The sequence below is a fragment of the Streptomyces sp. NPDC048825 genome, assembly GCF_043198355.1.
Classification (GTDB): Bacteria; Actinomycetota; Actinomycetes; order Streptomycetales; family Streptomycetaceae; genus Streptomyces; species Streptomyces xiangluensis.
Genome location: NZ_JBICUR010000015.1, coordinates 119,681 through 145,695 on the forward strand (window position 1 = coordinate 119,681; position 26,015 = coordinate 145,695).

Genomic DNA, 26,015 nt, shown 5'->3' on the forward strand with positions numbered 1-26,015 from the left:
CGAACGGTGGATACGCGCGCGCGTGCGGCACAATGACCGTGCCCGTCGACCCCCCTCAAGCTACGGAAACGGCGTGATGAGCAAGACGACAGTCAGGGAAGGCGTCTCAGTCGACCAGGCACATGCCGAGGGCCCGCCACGCACGGTGGGCGGGAGCCGCGCTCTCGCCCTCCTGCTGGTGATCACGGGCGCGGCCGGGCTGCTGGCCTCCTGGGTCATCACGATCGACAAGTTCAAGCTCCTGGAGGACCCGAACTTCACTCCGGGCTGCAGCCTGAACCCGGTCGTCTCCTGCGGCAACATCATGAAGAGCGACCAGGCCTCGGTCTTCGGGTTCCCCAACCCGATGCTGGGCCTGGTCACCTACGCCATCGTCATCGGCGTCGGCATGAGCCTCCTGGGCCGGGCCACGTTCCCGCGCTGGTACTGGCTGACCTTCAACGCGGGCACGCTCTTCGGCGTCGGCTTCTGCACCTGGCTCATGTACCAGTCGCTCTACAACATCAACTCCCTGTGCCTGTGGTGCTGCCTCGCCTGGGTCGCCACGATCGTCATGTTCTGGACCGTGACCGCGTTCAACGTCCGGCACGGGTTCCTGCCCGCGCCCGGCTGGCTGAAGGGCTTCCTCGGCGAGTTCGCCTGGGTGCTGCCCGTGCTGCACATCGGGATCATCGGCATGCTGATCCTGACCCGCTGGTGGGAGTTCTGGACCAGCTGACCGGACCAGTTGAACGCACCGGCTGACTGGACCAGATGTCCGGATCGTCGAACGGACCGGCTGACCGCGGCCCGGGGCGTTGTCAGTCGCGTGACATAGGGTTTTCCTCGTGGAGCCCGACCTGTTCACCGCCGCAGCAGAAGAACGCCAGGAGAAGGACCCGTCCAGCAGCCCCCTGGCGGTACGGATGCGCCCGCGCATCCTGGACGAAGTCGTGGGCCAGCAGCACCTGTTGAAGCCCGGATCGCCCCTGCGCCGGCTCGTCGGTGAAGGAGGCGGGGGCCCGGCCGGACCCTCCTCCGTAATCCTCTGGGGCCCGCCCGGCACCGGCAAGACGACCCTCGCGTACGTCGTCTCCAAGGCCACCAACAAGCGCTTCGTGGAGCTCTCCGCGATCACCGCGGGCGTCAAGGAAGTCCGCACGGTCATCGACGGCGCCCGCCGTGCCACCGGCGGCTTCGGCAAGGAGACCGTCCTCTTCCTGGACGAGATCCACCGCTTCAGCAAGGCCCAGCAGGACTCCCTGCTCCCGGCCGTCGAGAACCGCTGGGTGACGCTGATCGCCGCGACCACCGAGAACCCGTACTTCTCGGTGATCTCCCCCCTCCTCTCCCGCTCTCTGCTCCTCACCCTCGAACCGCTCACGGACGACGACCTGCGCGGTCTCATCAAGCGCGCTCTGACCGACGAGCGCGGCCTGAAGGACGCCGTCACGCTCCCCGAGGAGACCGAGGAGCACCTGCTGCGGATCGCCGGCGGTGACGCCCGGCGCGCCCTGACCGCCCTGGAGGCCGCGGCAGGCTCCGCGCTCGACAAGGGGGAGACGGAAGTGACCCTCCAGACCCTGGAGGAGACGGTCGACCGCGCCGCCGTGAAGTACGACCGCGACGGCGACCAGCACTACGACGTGGCGAGCGCCCTGATCAAGTCCATCCGCGGCTCGGACGTGGACGCCGCGCTGCACTACCTGGCCCGGATGATCGAGGCCGGCGAGGACCCCCGCTTCATCGCCCGCCGACTGATGATCTCCGCCAGCGAGGACATCGGCCTGGCCGATCCGAACGCGCTGCCCATAGCCGTCGCCGCCGCCCAGGCCGTCGCCATGATCGGCTTCCCCGAGGCCGCACTCACGCTCAGCCACGCCACCATCGCCCTCGCGCTGGCGCCCAAGTCGAACGCCGCGACCATGGCGATCGGCGCCGCCATGGAGGACGTACGAAAAGGACATGCGGGCCCCGTGCCGCCACACCTGCGTGACGGGCACTACAAGGGCGCGGCCAAGCTCGGGCACGCGCAGGGGTACGTCTATCCGCACGACCTGCCCGAGGGAATCGCCGCCCAGCAGTACGCCCCTGACGCGCTCAAGGACCGGGAGTACTACACGCCCACCCGGCACGGCGCCGAGGCGCGCTACGCGGACGCGGTGGAGTGGACCAGAAAGCATCTCGGGCGGAAGCAGCCCTGAACCCCCTGTAGACTTCTCTGCAGCGCTGAGTCCCGTGTCCGGCTCCGGTCGGCACCACCAGAACGGGACATCCAGCCGGAATCTCTTCGCCGAGCGGCTGTTCGCCGACAGGCGGGAGAATCCAGGAGCGTCGCGCACCGTCGAACGGTGTCGCGGGCAGCCCACCACCATCCGGTCTCCCGGAGCGGTCGGTGGGCCACTCGCGTGCTGCACGTATGTGCCCAGACCAGGGAGCGGCTGCCCGGCAGGTCCGTCAAGGGCCCGCAGGGTTTCCCAGGCTGCGGATGCGACCTCCCCTAACCCTGGTGAAGCCGTATTCGCATCAGAAACACGAGGTGTTTGGTTCATGGCGAACCAGTCCCGCCCCAAGGTCAAGAAGTCGCGTGCCCTCGGCATCGCGCTGACCCCTAAGGCCGTCAAGTACTTCGAGGCCCGCCCCTACCCGCCGGGCGAGCACGGCCGCGGTCGCAAGCAGAACTCGGACTACAAGGTCCGTCTGCTCGAGAAGCAGCGCCTGCGCGCGCAGTACGACGTGTCCGAGCGCCAGCTCGTCCGTGCCTACGAGCGTGCCGCCAAGACGCAGGGCAAGACCGGTGAGGCCCTGGTCATCGAGCTCGAGCGCCGTCTCGACGCGCTGGTCCTGCGTTCGGGCATCGCCCGCACGATCTACCAGGCCCGCCAGATGGTCACCCACGGCCACATCGAGGTCAACGGCCACAAGGTCGACAAGCCGTCCTTCCGCGTCAAGCCCGACGACGTCGTGATGGTCCGCGAGCGCAGCCGCCAGAAGCCGCTGTTCGAGGTGGCCCGCGAGGGTGGCTTCGCCCCCGACGGCGAGACCCCCCGCTACCTCCAGGTGAACCTCCGCGCCCTGGCCTTCCGCCTGGACCGCGAGCCGAACCGCAAGGAGATCCCGGTGATCTGCGACGAGCAGCTCGTCGTCGAGTACTACGCCCGCTGATCACTTTTCAGCGGACGTAGCGCCACAAGCGCGTCGGCCCGCCGTCTCCCCGCCCTTCCCGGCGGGCGAGGCGGCGGGCTTTCGCGCATCCGCCGACGGCCTGGCCGTAATCCGGTACGGAGCGCCATCCCGGGCGCGATAGGCTCGTGAGACGACTTTTCAGATGTGCAGGCACGAAATGCAGGGAGCGGGTGCGCAGTGTCCGGTGGAGAGGTGGCCGGGATCCTGGTGGCCGTCTTCTGGGCGATCCTGGTCTCCTTCCTCGCGGTGGCGCTCGCGAGGCTGGCCCAGACGCTCAGGGCGACCACCAAGCTCGTCGCGGACGTGACCGACCAGGCCGTCCCGCTCCTGGCAGACGCCTCCGCCGCGGTGCGCTCCGCGCAGACCCAGATCGACCGGGTCGACGCGATCGCCTCCGACGTCCAGGAGGTCACGTCGAACGCGTCGGCGCTCTCCACGACCGTCGCCTCCACCTTCGGCGGCCCGCTGGTCAAGGTGGCGGCCTTCGGCTACGGCGTACGCAGGGCCATCGGCGGCCGACGTGAGGACGCGCCCGCCAAGTCGGAGCGCCGTACCGTGATCGTGGGCCGCACCGTTTCGTCCGCGCGACGGGAGAAGCGGAACAGCCGGAACAACCGGGGTAAGAAGGACTGACGCAGCGATGTTCCGCCGTACGTTCTGGTTCACCGCCGGCGCAGCCGCCGGGGTCTGGGCCACCACCAAGGTCAACCGCAAGCTCAAGCAGCTGACGCCCGAGAGTCTCGCGAACCAGGCCGCGGGCAAGGCGCTCGAAGCGGGCCATCGCCTCAAGGACTTCGCGCTCGACGTCCGCGACGGCATGGCCCAGCGCGAGGCCGAACTCGACGAGGCCCTCGGGCTGAACGCGAACCCCGAGCTGCCCTCCCCGCGGCGCGTCGCCGCCCTGGAGAACAGCAAGCCTCCGAAGTACAGCAAGAACCCGACGTACGTCGAGCGGTCGACGTACTCGTACAACCGGAATGAGGACCACTGATGGAGTCGGCTGAGATTCGCCGCCGCTGGCTGAGCTTCTTCGAGGAGCGCGGGCACACCGTCGTCCCTTCGGCGTCGCTCATCGCGGACGACCCGACTCTGCTCCTCGTCAACGCGGGCATGGTGCCCTTCAAGCCGTACTTCCTCGGTGAGGTCAAGCCGCCCTACGCGCGCGCCACCAGCGTGCAGAAATGCGTGCGCACCCCCGACATCGAAGAAGTCGGCAAGACCACCCGGCACGGCACGTTCTTCCAGATGTGCGGCAACTTCTCCTTCGGCGACTACTTCAAGGAAGGCGCCATCAAGTACGCCTGGGAGCTGCTCACCTCGCCCCAGGATAAGGGTGGTTACGGGCTGGAGCCGGAGAAGCTCTGGATCACCGTCTACAAGGAGGACGACGAGGCCGAGCGCATCTGGCGCGACGTCATCGGCGTCCCGGCCGAGCGCATCCAGCGCCTGGGCATGGGCCCCAACTTCTGGTCCATGGGCGTCCCGGGCCCGTGCGGACCGTGCTCCGAGATCAACTACGACCGCGGTCCGGAGTTCGGAGAAGAGGGCGGCCCGGCCGTCAACGACGAGCGGTACGTGGAGATCTGGAACCTGGTCTTCATGCAGTACGAGCGCGGTGAGGGCTCCGGCAAGGAGGACTTCCCGATCCTCGGCGACCTGCCCGCCAAGAACATCGACACCGGCCTCGGCTTCGAGCGGCTCGCCATGATTCTGCAGGGCGTGCAGAACATGTACGAGATCGACACCTCCATGGCCGTCATCGACAAGGCCACCGAGCTGACCGGCGTCCGCTATGGCGACGCCCACGACTCCGACGTGTCCCTGCGCGTGGTCACCGACCACATCCGCACGTCCGTGATGCTCATCGGCGACGGCGTCACGCCCGGCAACGAGGGCCGCGGCTATGTGCTGCGCCGCATCATGCGCCGCGCCATCCGCAACATGCGTCTCCTCGGCGCCACGGGTCCCGTCGTCCAGGACCTGATCGACGTCGTGATCGAGGTGATGGGCCAGCAGTACCCGGAGCTCATCACCGACCGTCGGCGCATCGAGACGGTCGCCCTCGCCGAGGAGGCCGCCTTCCTCAAGACGCTGAAGGCCGGCACGAACATCCTCGACACCGCCGTCACGGAGACCAAGTCCGCCGGCGGCACGGTCCTCGCCGGCGACAAGGCCTTCCTGCTCCACGACACCTGGGGCTTCCCGATCGATCTCACCCTCGAAATGGCCGCCGAGCAGGGCCTTTCGGTGGACGAAGACGGCTTCCGGCGCCTGATGAAGGAGCAGCGGGAGCGCGCCAAGGCCGACGCCAAGGCCAAGAAGACCGGCCACGCCGACCTGGGCGCCTACCGCGAGATCGCCGACAACTCGGGCGAGACCGACTTCATCGGCTACATGCACACCGAGGGCGAGTCGAAGGTCGTCGGCATCCTCGTCGACGGTGTCTCGTCCCCCGCCGCCACCGAGGGCGACGAGGTCGAGATCGTCCTCGACCGCACCCCGTTCTACGCCGAGGGCGGCGGTCAGATCGGCGACATGGGCCGCATCAAGGTCGACTCCGGTGCCGTCATCGAGGTCCGCGACTGCCAGAAGCCGGTCCCGGGCGTGTACGTCCACAAGGGTGTCGTCCAGGTCGGCGAGGTCACCGTCGGCGCCTCCGCCCAGGCCGTCATCGACGTACGCCGCCGCAAGGCCATCGCCCGCGCCCACTCGGCCACGCACCTCACGCACCAGGCCCTGCGTGACGCCCTCGGCCCGACGGCCGCCCAGGCCGGCTCCGAGAACCAGCCCGGCCGCTTCCGCTTCGACTTCGGCTCCCCGTCCGCCGTGCCCACGGCCGTGATGACGGACGTCGAGCAGAAGATCAACGAGGTGCTCGCCCGCGACCTCGACGTCCACGCCGAGATCCTGAGCATCGACGAGGCCAAGAAGCAGGGCGCCATCGCCGAGTTCGGCGAGAAGTACGGCGAGCGCGTGCGCGTCGTCACCATCGGCGACTTCTCCAAGGAGCTGTGCGGCGGTACGCACGTGCACAACACCGCCCAGCTGGGCCTGGTGAAGCTCCTCGGCGAGTCGTCGATCGGCTCCGGCGTACGCCGCATCGAGGCCCTGGTCGGCGTCGACGCCTACAACTTCCTCGCCCGCGAGCACACGGTCGTCGCCCAGCTCCAGGAGCTGATCAAGGGCCGACCGGAGGAACTGCCCGAGAAGGTCTCCACCATGCTCGGCAAGCTGAAGGACGCCGAGAAGGAGATCGAGAAGTTCCGCGCGGAGAAGGTCCTCCAGGCCGCCGCCGGTCTCGCCCAGGGCGCCAAGGACGTACGCGGTGTCGCCCTCGTCACTGGCCAGGTACCGGACGGCACGACCGCCGACGACCTGCGCAAGCTGGTCCTCGACGTACGGGGCCGCATCCAGGGTGGACGAGCCGCCGTGGTCGCCCTGTTCACGACCGTCAACGGCAAGCCGCTGACGGTCATCGCCACCAACGAGGCCGGCCGCGAGCGCGGCCTCAAGGCCGGCGACCTGGTCCGTACGGCCGCCAAGACCCTCGGTGGCGGCGGTGGCGGCAAGCCCGACCTCGCCCAGGGCGGCGGCCAGAACCCGGCCGCCATCGGAGAGGCCGTCGAGGCCGTCGAGCGCCTTGTGGCCGAGACGGCCAAGTGAGCGGAGACGAACGCGTCATGCGCCGGGGACGCCGGCTCGCCATCGACGTCGGGGACGCCCGGATCGGGGTCGCCTCGTGTGACCCCGACGGGATCCTCGCCACCCCGGTGGAAACCGTCCCGGGCCGCGACGTCCCGGCGGCCCAGCGGCGGTTGAAGCAACTCGTCGAAGAGTACGAACCGATCGAGATCGTCGTCGGCCTCCCTCGCTCCCTCAAGGGGGGCGAGGGCCCGGCCGCGGTCAAGGTCCGTGCCTTCGCCCAGGAATTGGCCCGCATGTTCGCCCCGGTTCCGGTCAGACTCGTGGACGAGAGGATGACCACAGTCACGGCAAGTCAGGGACTGCGTGCTTCGGGCGTGAAAGCCAAGAAGGGCAGGTCCGTCATCGACCAGGCCGCCGCCGTCATCATCCTGCAGCAGGCGCTGGAATCCGAACGGGTGTCAGGTAAAGCTCCCGGGGATGGCGTCGAAGTGGTCATCTGATCGCGGTACGGTAACGTTCCGCGCGATGCGGAGGCGTTCGAACAGCCTCCGCACAGCAGAGAGGCGGATGGGAGCCGGGCCACACGCGCCGCGCGACCGCCGCCTCGCGGCTTCTAGGGGATCGATGACTGATTATGGCCGGGGCCAAGGCTCCGAACCGTGGCATCCTGAGGACCCGTTGTTCGGGGACGACGGATGGAGAGGACAGGACGGCCAGGCGGCCCAGTCCCCTTCCTACGGCGGCCAGCAGCAGCACTATTCGCAGCAGCCGCAGCAGCAGAACCAGTACGGCGACTGGGGCAACAGGCAGCAGTCCGGCTACGACCAGGGGCAGCAGCACTATGCCCAGGGACAGCAGCAGTACGGCGGCCCGGATCAGCAGCAGTACTACGATCAGGGCGGCCAGCAGTATCAGGGCCAGAACGGCGGCCAGCAGTATCAGGGCCACAACAACAGCCAGCAGTATCAAGGCCACAACAACGGCCAGCAGTATCAGGGCCAGAACGGCCAGCAGTACAACAGGGGTTGGGACACCGGGCAGCAGGGGCATGGCCAGGGGCACGGCCCGTACGGATCCGAATCCGGCGATCCGTACGGAGGCCAGCAGGCCCAGCAGGCCCCGTACGGCGGTCAGCAGTCCGACTACTACGGGACTCCCGACGCGTACCCGCCCCCGCAGCCGCCGAGCCGTCGCCGAACCGAACGCGAACCCGAGCCCGCGCCGCCGACCGACTGGGACCCGGGACCGGATCAGGGCGAGCACGCCTTCTTCTCGGGCGGCAGCGACGATGACGACGACTTCGACGACGACCCGTCGGACGGGAAGCGCGGCAAAGGAAAGGGCAAGGGCAAGGGGAAGACCGGCAAGAAGAGTCGCAATGGCTGCGCCTGCCTGGTCGTGTCACTGGTCCTCGTCGGTGGTGTCGGCGGAGGCGGCTATTACGGCTACCAGTTCTACCAAAGCCGTTTCGGCGAGGCGCCGGACTATGCGGGCGACGGCACCAGCCAGACAGTGATGGTCGAGATCGCCAAGGGTTCGGGCGGCTACGAGATCGGCCAGAAGCTGAAGGCGGCGGGCGTGGTGAAGAGCGTCGACGCGTTCGTGTCGGCGCAGTCGCAGAATCCCGAAGGGCAGCGGATCCAGGCCGGCGTCTATCTCCTCAAGAAGGAGATGTCCGCCGAAAGCGCCGTGAATATGATGCTCGACCCCAAGAGCCAGAACAACATGATCGTGGCGCCGGGTCAGCGCAACAGCACGGTTTACGCGACGATCGACCAGAGGCTCGGACTCAAAAAGGGCACCACCGCGAACGTCGCCAAGGAGAAGTACGAGAGCCTCGGACTTCCTGACTGGGCGAACAACAACGACGACATCAAGGATCCGCTGGAAGGTTTCCTTTACCCGCACACCTACGCCGCCGCAAAGGGCATGAAGCCCGAGGACGTCCTGAAGAAGATGGTCGCTCAGGCCAAGGCGAAGTACACCGAGTACGACCTGGAGGCGAAGGCCAGGGAACTCAAGCTCGACAACCCGCTGGAGGTCGTCGCGGTCGCGAGCCTTGTCCAGGCCGAGGGCAAGACCAGCGACGACTACCGCAAGATGGCGGAAGTGGTCTACAACCGCCTCGACCTCGCCAACCCCGAGACCTACGGGGCCCTGCAGTTCGACTCGACCTTCAATTACTTGAAGAACGAGAGCAATATCGACATCAGCGAGTCGGAGATCAAGAGCAACAAGGACCCGTACAACACGTATACGAACAAGGGACTGCCGCCGGGCCCGATTGGAAACCCGGGCGATGTAGCCATCAAGGCGACGCTCGATCCCACCGACGACGGCTGGTACTACTTCGTGGCGACCGACGGTGTGAAAAAGACCGAATTCGCCAAGACGCATGACGAATTCCAGAGGCTCAAGGACAAGTTCAATGCGCGCTCGGGCAGTTGAGGCCCGCCGGGCCGCCGTGCTCGGCAAGCCCATCGCCCACTCCCTCTCCCCGGTCCTGCACCGAGCCGCCTACGCGGATCTGGGGCTGGGGGACTGGTCGTACGACCGTTTCGAGATCGACGAGGCCGCTCTGCCCGGCTTTCTCGAGGGGCTCGGACCGGAGTGGGCCGGGCTGTCGCTGACGATGCCGTTGAAGCGGGCCGTGATTCCGCTGCTCGACGGGATCAGTGCGACGGCGGCCTCCGTCGAGGCGGTCAACACCGTCGTGTTCAGCGAGGACGGCCGGCGCAACGGTGACAACACCGATGTCCCCGGCATGGTCGCCGCCCTGCGGGAGCACGGGATCGAGCAGGTCGACTCCGCCGCCATCCTCGGCGCGGGCGCCACCGCCTCGTCCGCGCTGGCCGCCGTCTCACGGATCTGCCCGGGCGAGATCGTCGCGTACGTCCGCAGCGAGGCGCGCGCCGCCGAGATGCGGCAGTGGGGCGAACGGCTGGAGACCGAAGTACGCATCGCGGACTGGGCGGACGCCGAGCGGGCGCTGCACGCGCCGCTGGTGGTCGCCACGACGCCGGCGGGCACCACCGATGCCCTCGCCTCCGCCGTCCCCGGGCGCCCCGCCACGCTCTTCGACGTCCTGTACGACCCCTGGCCGACCGCACTCGCCGCCCGCTGGTCCGCGTACGGCGGCGCCGTCGTCAGCGGCCTCGACCTCCTGGTGCACCAGGCCGCCCTCCAGGTCGAGCAGATGACGGGGCGTGCGCCGGCCCCGCTGGGTGCCATGCGAAAAGCGGGAGAACACGCCCTCGCCGGACGTTAAGATTCTTTCCGGTTCCGCAGGGGGCGGGACCGAGGGGGAATCTTCATGACCACGCATGCATCCTGGAAGTCGGAAATCTTCCAGGCCACGCTGAATTTCCTGCCGGACTGGCTGCAATACACGGCGATCGGACTGGCAGTCGGCGGCTTTATCGTTTTCCGGATCGTCAAGTGGCGCCGCGGACGCGCCCTCCGACGAGCGCTCGGCCCGATCACGCCCATCCCCGACGTGCCGGACGGGGCGCGCGGCGCCGACTACCTCGGTGCGTACGCCCCCCAGCAGCCGTACAACGACGCCACGACCTGACCGAGCCGTCCGCCTGATGGACCTGCGCCAGGTCCTCGGGAGCGGACGTGGGAGGATCGACAGTGGCGGGCCAGGGCCGCGCACCCGGTCACGCCGTCGCCGTATGCGAGGACGCGCGTACGCACAGGCAGTACGCAGTACCAGGGCGCGAGTATCGAGGAGCACCGTTGAGCAGGTTGCGCTGGCTGACCGCGGGGGAGTCCCACGGTCCCGCACTTGTCGCGACGCTGGAGGGTCTTCCCGCCGGCGTGCCGATCACCACGGAGATGGTGGCGGACCACCTGGCACGGCGGCGCCTCGGCTATGGGCGCGGCGCGCGGATGAAGTTCGAGCGCGACGAGGTCACCTTCCTGGGCGGTGTCCGGCACGGGCTGACGCTCGGTTCGCCGGTCGCGATCATGGTGGGGAACACCGAGTGGCCCAAGTGGGAGCAGGTCATGGCGGCCGACCCCGTGGACCCGGCCGTGCTCGCCGAGCTGGCGCGCAACGCGCCGCTGACCCGGCCCCGGCCCGGTCACGCGGACCTGGCGGGCATGCAGAAGTACGGCTTCGACGAGGCCCGGCCGGTCCTTGAGCGGGCCTCCGCGCGGGAGACGGCGGCGCGGGTGGCGCTGGGTGCGGTGGCGCGCTCGTACCTGAAGGAGACGGCGGGCATCGAGATCGTCTCGCATGTCATCGAGCTGGCCGCGGCGAAGGCTCCGTACGGCGTCTACCCCAAGCCCTCCGACGTCGAGAAGCTCGACGCGGACCCGGTGCGGTGCCTGGACGAGGACGCGTCGAGGGCGATGGTCGAGGAGATCGACCAGGCTCACAAGGACGGCGACACCCTGGGCGGTGTGGTCGAGGTGCTGGCGTACGGAGTGCCGGTGGGCCTGGGCTCGCACGTGCACTGGGACCGGCGGCTGGACGCGCGACTCGCGGCCGCGCTGATGGGCATCCAGGCCATCAAGGGCGTCGAGGTCGGCGACGGCTTCGACCTGGCGCGAGTGCCGGGCTCGAAGGCGCACGACGAGATCGTGCAGACCGACGAGGGCATCAAGCGGGCCACGGGCCGTTCGGGCGGCACCGAAGGCGGGCTGACCACCGGTGAACTGCTGCGCGTACGCGCAGCGATGAAGCCGATCGCGACCGTGCCGCGCGCGCTGGCCACCATCGATGTGGTGACCGGTGAGGCGACGAAGGCCCACCACCAGCGTTCGGATGTCTGCGCGGTCCCGGCGGCCGGCATCGTCGCGGAGGCGATGGTGGCGCTGGTCCTTGCGGACGCGGTGGCGGAGAAGTTCGCCGGAGACAGCGTCACGGAGACCCGGCGCAACGTCACCTCGTACCTCGAGAACCTGGCGATCCGATGAGCGCAGGACCCGTGGTCGTACTCGTCGGGCCGATGGGCGTCGGGAAGTCGACGGTGGGCGCGCTGCTCGCGGAGCGGCTCGGAGTCGGCCACCGGGACACCGACGAGGACATCGTCGCCGCCGAGGGGCGCACCATCGCGGACATCTTCGTCGAGGAGGGCGAGCCGGCCTTCCGCGCGATCGAGAAGCGGGCGGTGCACCAGGCACTGGCCGAGCACAAGGGCGTACTCGCCCTCGGCGGCGGCGCCATCCTCGATGCCGACACCCGGGCGCTGCTGCACGGGCTGCCGGTGGTGTACCTGTCGATGGACGTCGAGGAGGCCGCCAAGCGCACCGGGCTGAACGTGGCCCGGCCGCTGCTCGCGGTCAACCCGCGCCGCCAGTGGCGCGAGCTGATGGAGGCCCGCCGCCACCTCTACACCGAAGTCGCCCGTGCGGTCGTCGCCACCGACGACCGCACTCCCGAGGAGGTCGCCCAAGCGGTCCTCGACGCCTTGGAGTTGAAGCAGGCATGAGCGAGCAGGACCAGACGGTCACCCGGATCCAGGTCGGCGGTACGGCCGGCACCGAGCCGTACGAGGTGCTGGTGGGCCGCCAACTCCTCGGCGAACTGGGCGTGTTGATCGGCCCTCGGGCGAAGCGGGTCGCGGTCGTCCACCCGGAGGCGCTGGCCGAGACCGGCGAGGCGGTCCGGGCCGATCTGGCCGGGCAGGGCTTCGACGCGGTGGCCATCCAGGTGCCCAACGCCGAGGAGGCCAAGACGGCCGAAGTCGCCGCGTACTGCTGGAAGGCGCTCGGGCAGTCCGGCTTCACCCGCACCGACGTGATCGTCGGAGTGGGCGGCGGCTCGACCACCGACCTGGCCGGGTTCGTGGCCGCGAGCTGGCTGCGCGGGGTGCGCTGGATCGCGATCCCGACGACCGTACTGGCCATGGTGGACGCGGCGGTCGGCGGCAAGACCGGCATCAACACCGCCGAGGGCAAGAACCTGGTGGGCGCCTTCCACCCGCCCGCAGGGGTGCTCTGTGACCTGGCCGCCCTCGACTCGCTGCCGGTCAACGATTTCGTGTCCGGGCTCGCGGAAATCATCAAGGCCGGGTTCATCGCCGACCCGCGGATCCTCGAGCTGATCGAGGCCGATCCGGAAGGGGCACGCGGACCGGACGGTCCGCACACCGCCGAACTCATCGAGCGCTCCATCAAGGTCAAGGCCGAGGTGGTCTCCTCCGACCTCAAGGAGTCGGGGCTGCGCGAGATCCTCAACTACGGCCACACCCTGGGCCACGCCATCGAGAAGAACGAGCGCTACCAGTGGCGGCACGGCGCCGCCGTCGCCGTCGGCATGCACTTCGCCGCCGAACTCGGCCGCCTGGCAGGCCGGTTGGACGACGAGACCGCCGACCGGCACCGCACCATCCTGCAGTCCGTGGGCCTGCCGCTGCACTACCGCTACGACCAGTGGCCCAAGTTGCTGGAGACCATGAAGGTCGACAAGAAGTCCCGAGGCGACCTGTTGCGCTTCATCGTCCTGGACGGACTTGCCAAGCCCACGGTCCTGGAGGGCCCCGATCCGGCCGTCCTGCTCGCCGCCTACGGAGAAGTGGGCGAATAGCTCCGCAGGAGGCCACTTCGCCCGATTTGCCTTGTGCCCATGGGCACTTCGGACCCACCCCGGCCGTTCACCAAACGGCGGCCGGGGACGGTACCGTTCGGTAGGGAGCGGGGCAGGTGTCCCGCTGCCAGCGCCAAGAGCTACGAGACGGAGTGGCACCGGATGCAGCACGCAGTGGGGTCTCCGCTGCCGCCGCCCCACCAGCCGGGGCAGGAGCCGGCCGCCGGCTTTTCGCCGACCGCGCAACACCCGGGCGCGCACTCGGGTGCCCCCGCGGGTCCCGCGCCCGTGAACCCGCCTCCGGGTTTCGCCGGACCGCCCGGACCCGCCGCGCCGCACCCTCCGGGGCACGCGCCCGTCCAGCAGCATCACGCGGCGCCCCAGCACGCGCCCGCGCCGATGCCGGACACCACGGGGCATGTGCAACTGCCGCCGGGCGGGCCCGTCGCGATGCCGAGCCCGCCGCCTGCCGCGGGTACGCCCGATCTGGCGTCCACCACGCTGGCCGTGCTGCTCATAGGGCCCGCTGGTGCCGGGAAGACGAGCGTCGCCAAGTACTGGGCCGGCCATCGGCGGGTGCCCACCGCGCACATCAGCCTTGATGACGTACGGGAATGGGTGCGCTCGGGCTTCGCGGACCCGCAGTCGGGATGGAACGACCACTCGGAGGCGCAGTATCGTCTCGCCCGCCGAACCTGCGGCTTCGCCGCGCGCAACTTCCTTGCCAACGGCATCTCTTGCATCCTGGACGACGCCGTCTTTCCGGACCGGCCGGTCGTCGGCCTTGGCGGCTGGAAGCGGCACGTGGGGCCCGGCTTGCTGCCGGTCGTTCTCCTGCCGGGCCTGGAGATAGTTCTGGAGCGCAATGCCGAGCGCTCCGGAAATCGCCGCCTTACCGATGAGGAAGTCGCCCGCATCCATGGCCGGATGGCCGGCTGGTACGGGTCCGGGCTTCCCATCATCGACAACTCCCAGCTCGACGTTCCGACGACGGCGCGTGTCCTTGACGATGTGCTGGCGCGGTCGGTTGCGAGCCCGCCGCAGTGGTGAGCAGGGGGTTTCCTTTTCCCCAAGCCCGCCCCTTCCCGTAACTGAGGGCTGCGCCCCCAGGCCCCCAAGGGGGTGGGAGTGACAGGTCGTGGGTCGACTGCGGGCCCGTCGTGGCTTGTCGCGCCCCGCGGCGGAGCCGCTGATGTCACAGCAGCCCCGCGCCCCTAAAAAGCCTGCGGCTCCCCGGGCCCGGAGTAAGCCCGCGACGCCCCTCGCGCCTGTACCCCCAACTACCCGCAGCCTCCCACCGGCGGGAGGGGCCGTGGGCCGGTGCGTCGTATGCCCGTCGCGTAGGTTCTGTCTCAGGCCGCCTGCGCCCTGTGGGAGCGGAGGGTCGTATGCCCACCCAGCGACGGGCTGACGCACCAGCCCACGGCCCCGACCCAGCGACCACCCAGCGGCGCGGGGCTGTGACATCAGCGGCTCCGCCGCGGGGCGCGACCAGCGACAACGGACCGCAGCCGACGTAGACCACGAAACCCGCCCGGCCCAACCTGAACCGGCACCATCCGCCCACCCCTCGTAGGCTCGGGTCATGTCAGAGGTGTACGCGGCCCGCCGCGAACGGCTCCGGGAGCGATGTGCAGCCAGCGGCAGCGCTACCGCGCTGGTGTCACGCCCCGCCAACGTCCGCTACCTCGCGGGCGCGGCCCCCCGCGGCGCCGTTCTCCTGCTGGGCAAGGGAACGGACCTGATGGTGTGCGCGGGCCCGCTCGGCGCGCACCCCGACGACGAGCGGCCCGACGAAGCCCTGCGGATCCAGACGCTGCCGGGAGCCGCCGACGGCCGCGGCGACCCGGCCGTCGCCGCGGCCGATCTCGCCGTGGCGGACGGCGCCGAGTCCCTCGCCGTCGAGGAACACCACCTCACCGTGGCCCGCCACAGAGCCATCCGCTCCGTGACACCCCGCCTGCGCCTCACCGACCTCGGCGGCGCCGTCGAGCAGCTGCGCGTCATCAAGGACGAGGAGGAGATCTCCTGCCTCCGGATCGGCGCCGAGATCGCCGACCAGGCCCTGAGCGAACTCCTCGAATCGATCCTCGTCGGCCGCACCGAGCGCCACCTCGCCCTGGAGCTGGAGCGCCGCCTCGTCGACCACGGCGCCGACGGCCCGGCCTTCGCGACCTCCGTCGGCACCGGACCGAACTCGGGGCGTCGCGGCCACCGTCCAACCGACCGACGGGTCGAGGAGGGCGACTTCCTCTCCGTGTGCCTGGGGGCGACCTACCGCGGCTATCGCTGCGAGATCGGCCGTACGTTCGTGATCGGCACCTCGCCCGCCGACTGGCAGATCGAGCTCTACGACCTCGTCTTCGCCGCCCAACGGGCCGGCCGCGAGGCGCTCATCCCCGGCGCCGAATACCGCGACGTGGACCGCGCCGCCCGCCAGGTGCTGGACTCCGCGGGGTACGGACACGGTCTTTCTCCGCTGACCGGGCACGGTGTAGGGCTCGAAATCGATGAGGACCCTCAGCTGGCCCCCGCGGCCATGGGTAAACTGGACACTTGCGTGCCGGTCACCGTCGAACCGGGGGTCCACCTCCCGGGCCGGGGCGGTGTCCGGATCGATGACACGCTCGTCGTACGCCCTGAGGCGGACGGCGGACCCGAGCTACTCACCATCACGACCAAGGAGCTGCTCGCGCTCTAGCCTCCGAGCTGTGCGCTTGCCCCGGGGTCGTCCACGTCAGTCCAGGAGATTCCGCAACCGTGGCTTCCACGAACGACCTCAAGAACGGCCTGGTGCTCAAGCTCGAAGGCGGCCAGCTCTGGTCCGTCGTCGAGTTCCAGCACGTCAAGCCCGGCAAGGGCCCGGCCTTCGTGCGCACCAAGCTCAAGAACGTGCTCTCCGGCAAGGTCGTCGACAAGACCTTCAACGCCGGTGTCAAGGTCGAGACGGCCACTGTCGACAAGCGCGACATGCAGTTCTCGTACATGGACGGCGAGTACTTCGTCTTCATGGACATGGAGACCTACGACCAGCTGATGGTCGACCGCAAGGCCGTCGGCGACGCCGCCAACTTCCTGATCGAGGGCTTCACCGCGACCGTCGCGCAGCACGAGGGCGAGGTGCTCTTCGTCGAGCTGCCGGCCGCCGTCGAGCTGGTGGTCCAGGAGACCGAGCCGGGCGTCCAGGGCGACCGCTCCACCGGTGGCACCAAGCCCGCCACCCTGGAGACCGGCCACCAGATCAACGTGCCGCTCTTCATCACCACCGGCGAGAAGATCAAGGTCGACACCCGCACGAGCGACTACCTCGGCCGGGTGAACAGCTAACCGTGGCTGCCCGCAACACGGCCCGCAAGCGCGCCTTCCAGATCCTCTTCGAGGGCGACCAGCGCGGCGTGGACGTCCTGACGGTCCTCGCGGACTGGATCCGGCACTCCCGGACCGACACCCGGCAGCCGCCGGTGAGCGAGTACACGATGCAGCTGGTGGAGGGCTACGCCAAGCGTGTCCCGCGCATCGACGAGCTCATCGCGCAGTACGCGGTCGACTGGACGCTGGACAGGATGCCGGTCGTCGACCGCAACATCCTGCGCCTCGGCGCGTACGAGCTGATCTGGGTCGACGAGACTCCGGACGCCGTCGTCCTCGACGAGATGGTCCAGCTCGCGAAGGAATTCTCCACGGACGAGTCCCCGGCCTTCGTGAACGGCCTTCTGGGCCGCTTCAAGGACCTCAAGCCTTCGCTGCGCCGCGACGAGTAGCGCCACAGGTCGTCACGGAGGGCCCGCAGCCTCGGCTGCGGGCCCTCCGACGTGTTCTGCGCGGGCGGCCGACACAAAGCCGCCGGGGTGGGCGGAACGCTCAGGTTCCGGCCACCCCGGCGGCACGTTTCTTCAGAGGGCTGACGCCAGTCAGCCCTCCTCGTGGGAGACCGCGCGACGCGCGTCCGCGTCGAGGACGCCCCAGTTGATCAGCTGCTCGGTGAGGACCGAGGGGGACTGGTCGTAGATGACGGCCAGGGTGCGCAGGTCGTCCTGCCGGATCGAGAGCACCTTGCCGTTGTAGTCGCCACGCTGGGACTGGATCGTCGCTGCGTAACGCTGCAGGGGGCCCGCCTTCTCGGCCGGGACGTGGGCCAGTCGCTCCAGGTCCAGGACCAGCTTCGGCGGCGGCTCGGCGGCGCCGCCCGGTGTGGTGCCCGGCAGCAGCTCCTGCACCGGAACGCCGTAGAAGTCCGCCAGCTCGGCGAGGCGCTGTACGGTCACGGCGCGGTCGCCGCGCTCGTAAGAACCGACCACGACCGCCTTCCAGCGGCCCTGGGACTTCTCCTCGACGCCGTGGAGGGAAAGGCCCTGCTGGGTACGGATCGCGCGGAGCTTGGCCCCGAGCTGTTTGGCGTATTCGCTGGACATATAGCTCCCCGGACACTGTGTCGACGTGCGGTTCTGCCGCGCGGCTGGTGACTCACTGTGAGGTTACGCAGCGTTACTCTTCCCCGTCAAGCCGAATGGTCCCGCCCGCCCCATCCGTGCGATCCCGGCAGAAGTGACGTCAGGTGGTGCAGGAGTGACTGCAGGGGGGTGATCAGGGCCGTTGCCGGGCTGGTACCGTTGTTGGCGCAATTCCGACGTCCTTTAAGGTCCGTCCCGTGAGGCGGAGAAGGAGGTCCGTCTCGTATGGACACACAGCAGTCAGAATCCCGGGCCGTGCTCGAAGGCCCCGACATCGCGCGGGTGTTGACCCGCATCGCCCACGAGATCGTCGAGCGCGCCAAGGGCGCCGACGACGTGGTGCTTCTCGGCATTCCGACCCGGGGCGTCTTCCTCGCCCAGCGGCTCGCCGCCAAGCTCGAGGAGATCACCGACCGCAAGATCCCGGTGGGCTCACTCGACATCACCATGTACCGCGACGACCTGCGCATGCACCCGCCGCGTGCGCTGGCCCGCACCGACATCCCGGCCGACGGCATCGACGGCCGGCTGGTCGTCCTCGTCGACGACGTGCTCTTCTCCGGCCGCACCATCCGCGCAGCGCTCGACGCGCTGAACGACATCGGCCGTCCGCGCGCCGTGCAGCTCGCGGTCCTCGTCGACCGGGGCCATCGAGAACTCCCGATCCGCGCCGACTATGTCGGCAAGAACCTCCCCACGTCGTTGCGGGAGACGGTCAAGGTCCAGCTCGCCGAGGAGGACGGTCGCGACACCGTCCTGCTCGGCGCGAAGCAGCCCGCACCGGGCGCGCAGCAGTAGCACTCCGGCCTACGTCCCTGCGTAAGCCCCCGAGCGCGCCTGTGCGTGCCTGCCTGCCCGGCTGCGACCTCCCGCCGGGCCCTCGCCTCCCGAACTGAACTGCCTTACGGAGCCTGACAGATGCAGCGTCATCTCATCTCGGCCGCCGACCTCACCCGCGACGACGCCGTCCTGATCCTCGACACCGCCGAGGAGATGGCCCGGGTCGCCGACCGGCCGATCAAGAAGCTGCCGACCCTGCGCGGCCGCACCGTCGTCAACCTCTTCTTCGAAGACTCGACCCGTACCAGGATCTCGTTCGAGGCCGCCGAGAAGCGCCTCTCCGCGGATGTGATCAACTTCACCGCCAAGGGGTCCAGCGTCTCCAAGGGCGAGTCCTTGAAGGACACCGCCCAGACCCTGGAGGCGATGGGCGTCGACGCCGTCGTCATCCGGCACGGCGCCTCCGGAGCCCCGTACCGCCTCGCGACCTCCGGCTGGATCGACGCCGCCGTCATCAACGCCGGCGACGGCACCCACCAGCACCCCACCCAGGCCCTGCTCGACGCCTTCACGATGAGGCGCCGCCTCGTCGGACGGGACGCCGGGCTCGGGCAGGACCTCGACGGCAAGCGCATCACGATCGTCGGCGACATCCTGCACGGCCGGGTCGCCCGCTCGAACGTCGACCTGCTGCACACCCTCGGCGCCCAGGTCACCCTCGTCGCCCCGCCCACCCTGCTGCCGGTCGGCGTGGAGACCTGGCCCTGCGAGGTGTCGTACGACCTCGACAGCACGCTGCCCAAGTCCGACGCGGTGATGATGCTGCGCGTCCAGCGCGAGCGGATGAACGCGGCCTTCTTCCCGACCGAGCGCGAGTACTCGCGGCGTTACGGCCTCGACGGCGACCGTATGGCGCGGATGCCTGAGCACGCCATCGTGATGCACCCCGGGCCGATGGTCCGCGGCATGGAGATCACCGCAGAGGTCGCCGACTCCGACCGTTGCACCGCCATCGAGCAGGTCGCCAACGGCGTCTCGATCCGCATGGCGGTCCTGTACCTGCTCCTGGGCGGCAATGAGCCCGCCGTCACCCACAGCCGTACCGAGGAGAAGTAAGACACATGAGCAAGATCCTGATCCGTGGTGCGAAGGTGCTCGGCGGCGAGCCGCAGGACGTCCTGATCGACGGCGACACCATCGTGGAGGTCGGTGCCGGACTTCCCGCCGAGGGAGCCGAGGTCGTTGAGGCCCAAGGCAAGGTGCTTCTGCCGGGCCTCGTCGACCTCCACACCCACCTCCGCGAACCCGGGCGTGAGGACTCCGAGACCGTCCTGACCGGTACGCGGGCTGCCGCGAGCGGCGGTTACACGGCCGTGTTCGCCATGGCCAACACCTTCCCGGTCGCCGACACCGCCGGTGTGGTCGAGCAGGTCTACCGGCTGGGCCAGCAGCACGGCTACTGCGATGTGCAGCCCATCGGGGCCGTCACCGTCGGCCTGGAGGGCAAGAAGCTCGCCGAACTGGGCGCCATGTACGAGTCGGCGGCCGGCGTCACCGTCTTCTCCGACGACGGCAAGTGCGTGGACGACGCCGTGATCATGCGGCGGGCGCTGGAGTACGTGAAGGCCTTCGGCGGTGTCGTGGCCCAGCATGCGCAGGAGCCGCGGCTGACCGAGGGCGCCCAGATGAACGAGGGCGTCGTATCGGCCGAGTTGGGGCTCGGCGGCTGGCCCGCCGTCGCCGAGGAGTCGATCATCGCGCGCGATGTGCTGCTCGCCGAGCACGTGCACTCCCGGGTGCACATCTGCCATCTGTCGACCGCCGGCTCGGTGGAGATCGTGCGCTGGGCCAAGTCCCGCGGCATCGACGTGACCGCCGAGGTCACCCCGCACCACCTGCTTCTCACCGATGAGCTGGTCCGCTCGTACGACCCGGTCTACAAGGTCAACCCGCCCCTGCGCACCGAGCGCGACGTGATGGCCCTGCGCGAGGCGCTCGCCGACGGCACGATCGACATCGTCGCCACCGACCACGCCCCGCACCCGCACGAGGACAAGGACTGCGAGTGGGCCGCGGCGGCCATGGGCATGGTCGGCCTGGAGACCGCGCTGTCCGTCGTCCAGCAGACGATGGTCGACAGCGGGCTGCTCGACTGGGCCGGCGTCGCGGACCGCATGTCCTTCAAGCCCGCCCGGATCGGCCGGGCGACGGGACACGGCCGTCCCGTCTCGGCAGGTGAGCCCGCCAACCTCACGCTGGTCGATCCGGCATACCGTGGGACCGTGGACCCCACGGGCTTCGCGTCGCGCAGCCGCAACACTCCGTACGAGGGTCGTGAGCTGCCGGGCCGTGTCACGCACACATGGCTGCGGGGCCGCGCCACGCTCGTCGACGGGAAGCTCGCGTGACACCACTGACGCAACTGACGTACGCCGCGGAACAGAAGTCGGCGGAGGTGACCGACTGGGCCGCCCGCATCGGCTGGCTCGTGGGCCTCGCACTCTTCGTCGCCCTCGTCTACTGGTTGATGCGCGAGGGCTGGAAGTGGCGCGGCACCCTCCAGGGCGACCTGCCCGAGCTGCTCCAAGCGCCGGACGAGGCCGGTCCCGTGCGGCTGACGTTGAGCGGCCGTTACCACGGCTCGACGACCGCCGGTCAGTGGCTCGACCGCATCGTGGCGCACGGCCTGGGCACCCGCAGCCGGGTCGAACTCACGCTGACGGACGCGGGCCTGGACGTCGTACGCCCCGGAGCGGCCGACTTCTTCGTGCCTCTCGAGGCGCTGCGCGAGGCCCGGCTCGACAAGGGCATCGCGGGCAAGGTCCTCACCGAGGGCGGCCTGCTGGTCGTCACATGGGAGCACGGCGACAGGCTGCTCGACTCCGGGTTCCGCTCCGACCACGCGGCCGAGCACAACGAGTGGGTCGAGACCCTGAACCAGATGATCAACAAGGACAGCAACAAGAGGGAAGGCGCACGATGACCACCTCCACCCGGGGAGCTTCCAGAACTCCCGCCGTACTCGTCCTGGAGGACGGCCGGATCTTCCGCGGCCGCGCCTACGGGGCCGTGGGGGTGACCTTCGGAGAGGCCGTCTTCTCCACCGGGATGACCGGCTACCAGGAGACCCTCACCGACCCCTCGTACCACCGCCAGGTCGTCGTGATGACCGCCCCGCACGTCGGCAACACCGGCGTCAACGACGAGGACCCCGAGTCGAAGCGGATCTGGGTCGCAGGCTATGTCGTACGCGACCCCGCGCGCGTGCCCTCGAACTGGCGCTCCCGGCGCTCGCTGGACGAGGAGCTCGCCGAGCAGGGCGTGGTCGGGATCTCCGGCATCGACACACGGGCGCTCACCCGCCACCTGCGCGAGCGCGGTGCCATGCGCGTCGGCATCTTCTCCGGGGACGCGCTGCCCGACGAGGGCACCATGCTCACCGAGGTGCGCCAGACGCCCGAGATGAAGGGCGCCAGCCTCTTCGAGGAGGTCGCCACGACGGAGGCGTACGTCGTTCCCGCCCTCGGCGAGAAGAAGTTCACCGTCGCCGCCGTGGACCTCGGCATCAAGGGCATGACCCCGCACCGCATGGCCGAGCGCGGCATAGAGGTGCATGTGCTGCCCGCCACCGCGACCGCCGAGGACATCTACGCGGTCGGCCCGGACGGCGTCTTCTTCTCCAACGGTCCCGGCGACCCGGAGAAGGCCGAGCACCCGGTCTCGGTGATGCGCGCCGTCCTCGAGCGGAAGACCCCGCTCTTCGGCATCTGCTTCGGCAATCAGATCCTCGGCCGCGCGCTCGGCTTCGGCACGTACAAGCTGAAGTACGGCCACCGGGGCATCAACCAGCCCGTCCAGGACCGTACGACCGGCAAGGTCGAGGTCACCGCGCACAACCACGGGTTCGCCGTCGACGCGCCGCTCGACCGTGTCAGCGACACCCCCTACGGGCGTGCCGAGGTCTCGCACGTCTGCCTGAACGACGAGGTCGTCGAAGGGCTCCAGCTGCTCGACCAGCCGGCGTTCAGCGTCCAGTACCACCCCGAGGCGGCGGCGGGCCCGCACGACGCGGCCTACCTGTTCGACCGCTTCGTAGAGCTCATGGCAGAAAAGGGAGCCCAGCGTGCCTAAGCGCACCGATATCCAGTCCGTCCTGGTCATCGGCTCCGGCCCGATCGTCATCGGCCAGGCCGCCGAGTTCGACTACTCCGGCACCCAGGCCTGCCGCGTCCTCAAGGCCGAGGGCCTCAGGGTCATCCTCGTCAACTCCAACCCCGCGACGATCATGACGGACCCGGAGATCGCCGACGCGACGTATGTCGAGCCGATCACCCCTGAGTTCGTCGAGAAGATCATCGCCAAGGAGCGGCCGGACGCCCTGCTGCCCACGCTGGGCGGCCAGACGGCCCTCAACACGGCCATCTCGCTGCACGAGGCCGGGACGCTCGACGAGTACGGCGTCGAGCTGATCGGCGCCAACGTCGAGGCGATCAACAAGGGCGAGGACCGCGATCTCTTCAAGGAGGTCGTGGACGCGGTGAAGGAGAAGATCGGGCACGGCGAGTCCGCCCGTTCGGTGATCTGCCACTCCATGGACGACGTCCTCAAGGGTGTGGAGACGCTCGGCGGCTACCCCGTCGTCGTCCGGCCCTCCTTCACCATGGGTGGCGCCGGTTCCGGCTTCGCGCACAACGAGGACGAGCTGCGCCGCATCGCCGGCCAGGGGCTCACGCTCTCTCCGACCACCGAGGTGCTCCTGGAGGAGTCGATCCTCGGCTGGAAGGAGTACGAGCTGGAGCTGATGCGCGACAAGCACGACAACGTCGTGGTCGTCTGCTCCATCGAGAACTTCGACCCCATGGGCGTGCACACCGGCGACTCGATCACCGTCGCCCCGGCGATGACGCTCACCGACCGCGAGTACCAGATCCTGCGCGACATCGGCATCGCGGTCATCCGCGAGGTCGGCGTCGACACCGGCGGCTGCAACATCCAGTTCGCGGTGAACCCCGAGGACGGCCGGGTCATCGTCATCGAGATGAACCCCCGGGTGTCCCGGTCGTCCGCCCTCGCCTCCAAGGCGACCGGCTTCCCGATCGCCAAGATCGCCGCGAAGCTCGCAGTCGGCTACACCCTGGACGAGATCCCGAACGACATCACCGAGAAGACACCGGCGTCCTTCGAGCCGACGCTCGACTACGTCGTCGTGAAGGCGCCGCGCTTCGCCTTCGAGAAGTTCCCGCAGGCCGACTCGACGCTGACGACGACCATGAAGTCGGTCGGCGAGGCCATGGCCATCGGCCGCAACTTCACCGAGGCCCTGCAGAAGGCGCTGCGGTCGCTGGAGAAGAAGGGCTCGCAGTTCACGTTCGTCGGCGAGCCCGGGGACAAAGCGGCCCTCCTGGAGGAGGCGATCCGGCCGACCGACGGGCGGATCAACTGCGTCATGCAGGCCATCCGGGCGGGCGCGACCCAGGAGGAGGTCTTCGAGGCGACGAAGATCGACCCCTGGTTCGTCGACCAGATGTTCCTCATCAAGGAGCTTGCGGACGAGCTGGCCGCCGCCGACAAGCTGGACCCGTCGCTGCTGGCGGAAGCCAAGCGCCACGGCTTCTCCGACGCCCAGATCGCCGAGATCCGTGGCCTGCGCGAGGACGTCGTCCGCGAGGTCCGGCACGCGCTGGGCGTGCGCCCGGTCTACAAGACGGTCGACACCTGCGCCGCCGAGTTCGCGGCGAAGACGCCGTACTTCTACTCCTCGTACGACGAGGAGAGCGAGGTCGCCTCCCGCGAGAAGCCCGCGGTGATCATCCTGGGCTCCGGCCCGAACCGCATCGGCCAGGGCATCGAGTTCGACTACTCCTGCGTTCACGCGTCCTTCGCGCTGAGCGACGCCGGGTACGAGACCGTGATGGTCAACTGCAACCCGGAGACCGTCTCCACGGACTACGACACCTCCGACCGGCTGTACTTCGAGCCGCTCACCTTGGAAGACGTGCTGGAAATCGTCCACGCGGAGACGCTGGCCGGGCCGATCGCGGGCGTCGTCGTGCAGCTCGGCGGCCAGACCCCGCTGGGTCTGGCGCAGGCACTGAAGGACAACGGCGTCCCGGTGGTGGGCACGCCGCCCGAGGCGATCCACGCCGCCGAGGACCGCGGCGCCTTCGGCCAGGTGCTCGCCGAAGCGGGGCTGCCGGCTCCCAAGCACGGCACCGCGACGACCTTCGCGGGCGCCAAGGCCATCGCGGACGAGATCGGTTACCCCGTCCTCGTACGGCCCTCGTACGTGCTCGGCGGGCGCGGCATGGAGATCGTGTACGACGAGACGCGACTGGAGGTGTACATCGCCGAGTCGACCGAGATCTCCCCGTCGCGCCCGGTCCTCGTCGACCGTTTCCTCGATGACGCGATCGAGATCGACGTGGACGCGCTCTACGACGGCCACGAGCTGTACCTCGGCGGCGTCATGGAGCACATCGAGGAGGCCGGGATCCACTCCGGCGACTCGGCGTGCGCGCTGCCGCCGATCACGCTGGGCGGCTTCGACATCAAGCGGCTGCGGGCCTCGACCGAGGCCATCGCAAAGGGGGTTGGCGTCCGCGGACTGATCAACATCCAGTTCGCGATGGCGGGGGACATCCTGTACGTCCTCGAAGCCAACCCGCGTGCCTCGCGCACCGTCCCCTTCACCTCCAAGGCGACCGCGGTGCCGCTCGCGAAGGCCGCCGCCCGGATCTCGCTGGGCGCGACCATCGCCGAACTGCGCGCCGAGGGACTGCTCCCGGCGAGCGGCGACGGCGGCACACTGCCGCTGGACGCGCCGATCTCCGTCAAGGAGGCCGTCATGCCGTGGTCGCGCTTCCGGGACATCCACGGGCGCGGCGTCGACACGATCCTGGGCCCGGAGATGCGCTCCACCGGTGAAGTCATGGGCATCGACTCGGTGTTCGGTACGGCGTACGCCAAGTCGCAGGCGGGCGCGTACGGTCCGCTGCCGACCAAGGGCCGCGCCTTCATCTCCGTAGCGAACCGCGACAAGCGCTCGATGATCTTCCCGGCGCGTGAACTGGTCGCCCACGGCTTCGAGTTGCTCGCCACGTCCGGCACGGCCGAGGTGCTCAAGCGCAACGGCATCAACGCCACCGTCGTCCGCAAGCAGAGCGAGGGCACCGGCCCGAACGGCGAGCGGACGATCGTCCAGCTCATCCATGAGGGCGAGGTCGACCTGATCGTCAACACGCCGTACGGCACCGGTGGCCGACTCGACGGCTACGACATCCGTACGGCCGCCGTGGCCCGCTCCGTGCCCTGCCTGACGACGGTCCAGGCGCTCGCCGCCGCCGTCCAGGGCATCGACGCGCTCAACCACGGGGACGTGGGCGTCCGCTCGCTCCAGGAACACGCGGAGCACCTCACGGCGGCGCGGGACTGACGCC

General features: G+C 69.5%; 24 protein-coding genes. 23 read left to right on the plus strand and 1 reads right to left on the minus strand.

Annotated elements, in window-relative coordinates:
- Positions 1–76 precede the first annotated feature (76 nt).
- The 17 genes from ACGFNK_RS31940 to nusB all read left to right on the plus strand — a co-directional run bounded on the left by ACGFNK_RS31940 (position 77) and on the right by nusB (position 17,109).
- A complete protein-coding gene (locus tag ACGFNK_RS31940) occupies positions 77–718 on the plus strand; it encodes a vitamin K epoxide reductase family protein (RefSeq protein WP_393421443.1) in 642 nt (213 codons plus the stop codon).
- Positions 719–827: 109 nt separating this feature from the next.
- Positions 828–2,183, plus strand: coding sequence for a replication-associated recombination protein A (locus ACGFNK_RS31945; protein ID WP_393421445.1), 1,356 nt, complete (start codon positions 828–830; stop codon positions 2,181–2,183).
- 346 nt (positions 2,184–2,529) lie between these two features.
- Positions 2,530–3,144: a 30S ribosomal protein S4 gene (rpsD, locus tag ACGFNK_RS31950; RefSeq protein WP_033324931.1), complete on the plus strand. Its 615-nt coding sequence runs from the start codon at positions 2,530–2,532 to the stop codon at positions 3,142–3,144.
- Between the two features lie 198 nt (positions 3,145–3,342).
- Positions 3,343–3,798, plus strand: a complete 456-nt coding sequence (locus ACGFNK_RS31955) for a DUF948 domain-containing protein (protein ID WP_386346909.1) — start codon at positions 3,343–3,345, stop codon at positions 3,796–3,798.
- 7 nt (positions 3,799–3,805) lie between these two features.
- Complete coding sequence (locus ACGFNK_RS31960) at positions 3,806–4,156, plus strand: DUF6167 family protein (protein WP_393421447.1); 351 nt, start codon at positions 3,806–3,808, stop codon at positions 4,154–4,156.
- Positions 4,156–6,828 carry an alanine--tRNA ligase gene (gene alaS, locus ACGFNK_RS31965; RefSeq protein WP_393421449.1) on the plus strand — a complete coding sequence of 891 codons (2,673 nt, stop codon included), beginning with the start codon at positions 4,156–4,158 and terminating at the stop codon, positions 6,826–6,828. Before ACGFNK_RS31960 ends, alaS begins: the two co-directional genes overlap by 1 nt.
- Positions 6,829–6,845: 17 nt before the next feature.
- A complete protein-coding gene (gene ruvX, locus ACGFNK_RS31970; RefSeq protein ID WP_386346904.1) occupies positions 6,846–7,310 on the plus strand; it encodes a Holliday junction resolvase RuvX in 465 nt (154 codons plus the stop codon).
- Positions 7,311–7,434: 124 nt separating this feature from the next.
- The gene (mltG, locus tag ACGFNK_RS31975; protein WP_393421618.1) at positions 7,435–9,258 is read left to right on the plus strand and encodes an endolytic transglycosylase MltG; all 1,824 of its coding nucleotides are present in this window, start codon (positions 7,435–7,437) and stop codon (positions 9,256–9,258) included.
- Positions 9,239–10,078, plus strand: a complete 840-nt coding sequence (locus tag ACGFNK_RS31980) for a shikimate dehydrogenase (RefSeq protein ID WP_393421451.1) — start codon at positions 9,239–9,241, stop codon at positions 10,076–10,078. Before mltG ends, ACGFNK_RS31980 begins: the two co-directional genes overlap by 20 nt.
- A gap of 45 nt (positions 10,079–10,123) precedes the next feature.
- On the plus strand, positions 10,124–10,384 hold the full coding sequence (locus tag ACGFNK_RS31985) for a hypothetical protein (protein WP_393421453.1): 261 nt from the start codon (positions 10,124–10,126) through the stop codon (positions 10,382–10,384).
- A gap of 167 nt (positions 10,385–10,551) precedes the next feature.
- Positions 10,552–11,736: a chorismate synthase gene (gene aroC / locus ACGFNK_RS31990; protein ID WP_386346898.1), complete on the plus strand. Its 1,185-nt coding sequence runs from the start codon at positions 10,552–10,554 to the stop codon at positions 11,734–11,736.
- Entirely contained in the window at positions 11,733–12,251 is a 519-nt protein-coding gene (locus ACGFNK_RS31995; RefSeq protein ID WP_344388086.1) for a shikimate kinase, read from the plus strand. Before aroC ends, ACGFNK_RS31995 begins: the two co-directional genes overlap by 4 nt.
- Positions 12,248–13,348: a 3-dehydroquinate synthase gene (aroB, locus tag ACGFNK_RS32000; RefSeq protein ID WP_388676332.1), complete on the plus strand. Its 1,101-nt coding sequence runs from the start codon at positions 12,248–12,250 to the stop codon at positions 13,346–13,348. The genes ACGFNK_RS31995 and aroB overlap by 4 nt, the downstream gene beginning before the upstream one ends.
- 162 nt (positions 13,349–13,510) lie before the next feature.
- Positions 13,511–14,398 carry a Pro-rich N-terminal domain-containing protein gene (locus ACGFNK_RS32005; RefSeq protein ID WP_393421456.1) on the plus strand — a complete coding sequence of 296 codons (888 nt, stop codon included), beginning with the start codon at positions 13,511–13,513 and terminating at the stop codon, positions 14,396–14,398.
- 535 nt (positions 14,399–14,933) lie between these two features.
- Positions 14,934–16,049, plus strand: coding sequence for a M24 family metallopeptidase (locus ACGFNK_RS32010; protein WP_393421458.1), 1,116 nt, complete (start codon positions 14,934–14,936; stop codon positions 16,047–16,049).
- 59 nt (positions 16,050–16,108) lie between these two features.
- Positions 16,109–16,675, plus strand: a complete 567-nt coding sequence (gene efp / locus ACGFNK_RS32015) for an elongation factor P (protein ID WP_149510572.1) — start codon at positions 16,109–16,111, stop codon at positions 16,673–16,675.
- A 2-nt stretch (positions 16,676–16,677) separates the two neighbouring features.
- Positions 16,678–17,109: a transcription antitermination factor NusB gene (nusB, locus tag ACGFNK_RS32020; protein WP_344388093.1), complete on the plus strand. Its 432-nt coding sequence runs from the start codon at positions 16,678–16,680 to the stop codon at positions 17,107–17,109.
- Between the two features lie 150 nt (positions 17,110–17,259).
- Here nusB and bldD read toward each other — a convergent pair whose 3' ends face one another.
- Complete coding sequence (gene bldD / locus ACGFNK_RS32025; RefSeq protein WP_033321790.1) at positions 17,260–17,760, minus strand: transcriptional regulator BldD; 501 nt, start codon at positions 17,758–17,760, stop codon at positions 17,260–17,262.
- Positions 17,761–18,024: 264 nt separating this feature from the next.
- Between bldD and pyrR the strand changes: the two genes are divergently transcribed.
- From pyrR to carB, 6 genes are all read left to right on the plus strand, one after another.
- Positions 18,025–18,597, plus strand: a complete 573-nt coding sequence (gene pyrR / locus ACGFNK_RS32030) for a bifunctional pyr operon transcriptional regulator/uracil phosphoribosyltransferase PyrR (RefSeq protein ID WP_386346885.1) — start codon at positions 18,025–18,027, stop codon at positions 18,595–18,597.
- Between the two features lie 120 nt (positions 18,598–18,717).
- Positions 18,718–19,695 (plus strand): aspartate carbamoyltransferase catalytic subunit, encoded by a 978-nt coding sequence (locus ACGFNK_RS32035; protein WP_165340549.1) that lies wholly within the window; start codon positions 18,718–18,720, stop codon positions 19,693–19,695.
- A 5-nt stretch (positions 19,696–19,700) separates the two neighbouring features.
- Positions 19,701–20,987, plus strand: coding sequence for a dihydroorotase (locus ACGFNK_RS32040; protein ID WP_393421461.1), 1,287 nt, complete (start codon positions 19,701–19,703; stop codon positions 20,985–20,987).
- The gene (locus tag ACGFNK_RS32045) at positions 20,984–21,562 is read left to right on the plus strand and encodes a hypothetical protein (RefSeq protein WP_393421463.1); all 579 of its coding nucleotides are present in this window, start codon (positions 20,984–20,986) and stop codon (positions 21,560–21,562) included. The genes ACGFNK_RS32040 and ACGFNK_RS32045 overlap by 4 nt, the downstream gene beginning before the upstream one ends.
- On the plus strand, positions 21,559–22,710 hold the full coding sequence (carA, locus tag ACGFNK_RS32050; RefSeq protein ID WP_393421465.1) for a glutamine-hydrolyzing carbamoyl-phosphate synthase small subunit: 1,152 nt from the start codon (positions 21,559–21,561) through the stop codon (positions 22,708–22,710). The genes ACGFNK_RS32045 and carA overlap by 4 nt, the downstream gene beginning before the upstream one ends.
- The gene (gene carB / locus ACGFNK_RS32055) at positions 22,703–26,011 is read left to right on the plus strand and encodes a carbamoyl-phosphate synthase large subunit (protein WP_393421467.1); all 3,309 of its coding nucleotides are present in this window, start codon (positions 22,703–22,705) and stop codon (positions 26,009–26,011) included. Before carA ends, carB begins: the two co-directional genes overlap by 8 nt.
- Positions 26,012–26,015 lie beyond the last annotated feature (4 nt).

Bases quoted from the DNA above. Each gene is read 5' to 3' on its own strand.
- ACGFNK_RS31940 (WP_393421443.1), top strand. From the start codon at position 77: ATGAGCAAGACGACAGTCAGGGAAGGCGTCTCAGTCGACCAGGCACAT.
- rpsD (WP_033324931.1), top strand. From the start codon at position 2,530: ATGGCGAACCAGTCCCGCCCCAAGGTCAAGAAGTCGCGTGCCCTCGGC.
- ACGFNK_RS31960 (WP_393421447.1), top strand. From the start codon at position 3,806: ATGTTCCGCCGTACGTTCTGGTTCACCGCCGGCGCAGCCGCCGGGGTC.
- alaS (WP_393421449.1), top strand. From the start codon at position 4,156: ATGGAGTCGGCTGAGATTCGCCGCCGCTGGCTGAGCTTCTTCGAGGAG.
- ruvX (WP_386346904.1), top strand. From the start codon at position 6,846: ATGCGCCGGGGACGCCGGCTCGCCATCGACGTCGGGGACGCCCGGATC.
- mltG (WP_393421618.1), top strand. From the start codon at position 7,435: ATGACTGATTATGGCCGGGGCCAAGGCTCCGAACCGTGGCATCCTGAG.
- ACGFNK_RS31980 (WP_393421451.1), top strand. From the start codon at position 9,239: ATGCGCGCTCGGGCAGTTGAGGCCCGCCGGGCCGCCGTGCTCGGCAAG.
- ACGFNK_RS31985 (WP_393421453.1), top strand. From the start codon at position 10,124: ATGACCACGCATGCATCCTGGAAGTCGGAAATCTTCCAGGCCACGCTG.
- ACGFNK_RS31995 (WP_344388086.1), top strand. From the start codon at position 11,733: ATGAGCGCAGGACCCGTGGTCGTACTCGTCGGGCCGATGGGCGTCGGG.
- aroB (WP_388676332.1), top strand. From the start codon at position 12,248: ATGAGCGAGCAGGACCAGACGGTCACCCGGATCCAGGTCGGCGGTACG.
- ACGFNK_RS32005 (WP_393421456.1), top strand. From the start codon at position 13,511: ATGCAGCACGCAGTGGGGTCTCCGCTGCCGCCGCCCCACCAGCCGGGG.
- ACGFNK_RS32010 (WP_393421458.1), top strand. From the start codon at position 14,934: ATGTCAGAGGTGTACGCGGCCCGCCGCGAACGGCTCCGGGAGCGATGT.
- bldD (WP_033321790.1), bottom strand. From the start codon at position 17,760: ATGTCCAGCGAATACGCCAAACAGCTCGGGGCCAAGCTCCGCGCGATC.
- pyrR (WP_386346885.1), top strand. From the start codon at position 18,025: ATGGACACACAGCAGTCAGAATCCCGGGCCGTGCTCGAAGGCCCCGAC.
- ACGFNK_RS32035 (WP_165340549.1), top strand. From the start codon at position 18,718: ATGCAGCGTCATCTCATCTCGGCCGCCGACCTCACCCGCGACGACGCC.
- ACGFNK_RS32040 (WP_393421461.1), top strand. From the start codon at position 19,701: ATGAGCAAGATCCTGATCCGTGGTGCGAAGGTGCTCGGCGGCGAGCCG.
- carA (WP_393421465.1), top strand. From the start codon at position 21,559: ATGACCACCTCCACCCGGGGAGCTTCCAGAACTCCCGCCGTACTCGTC.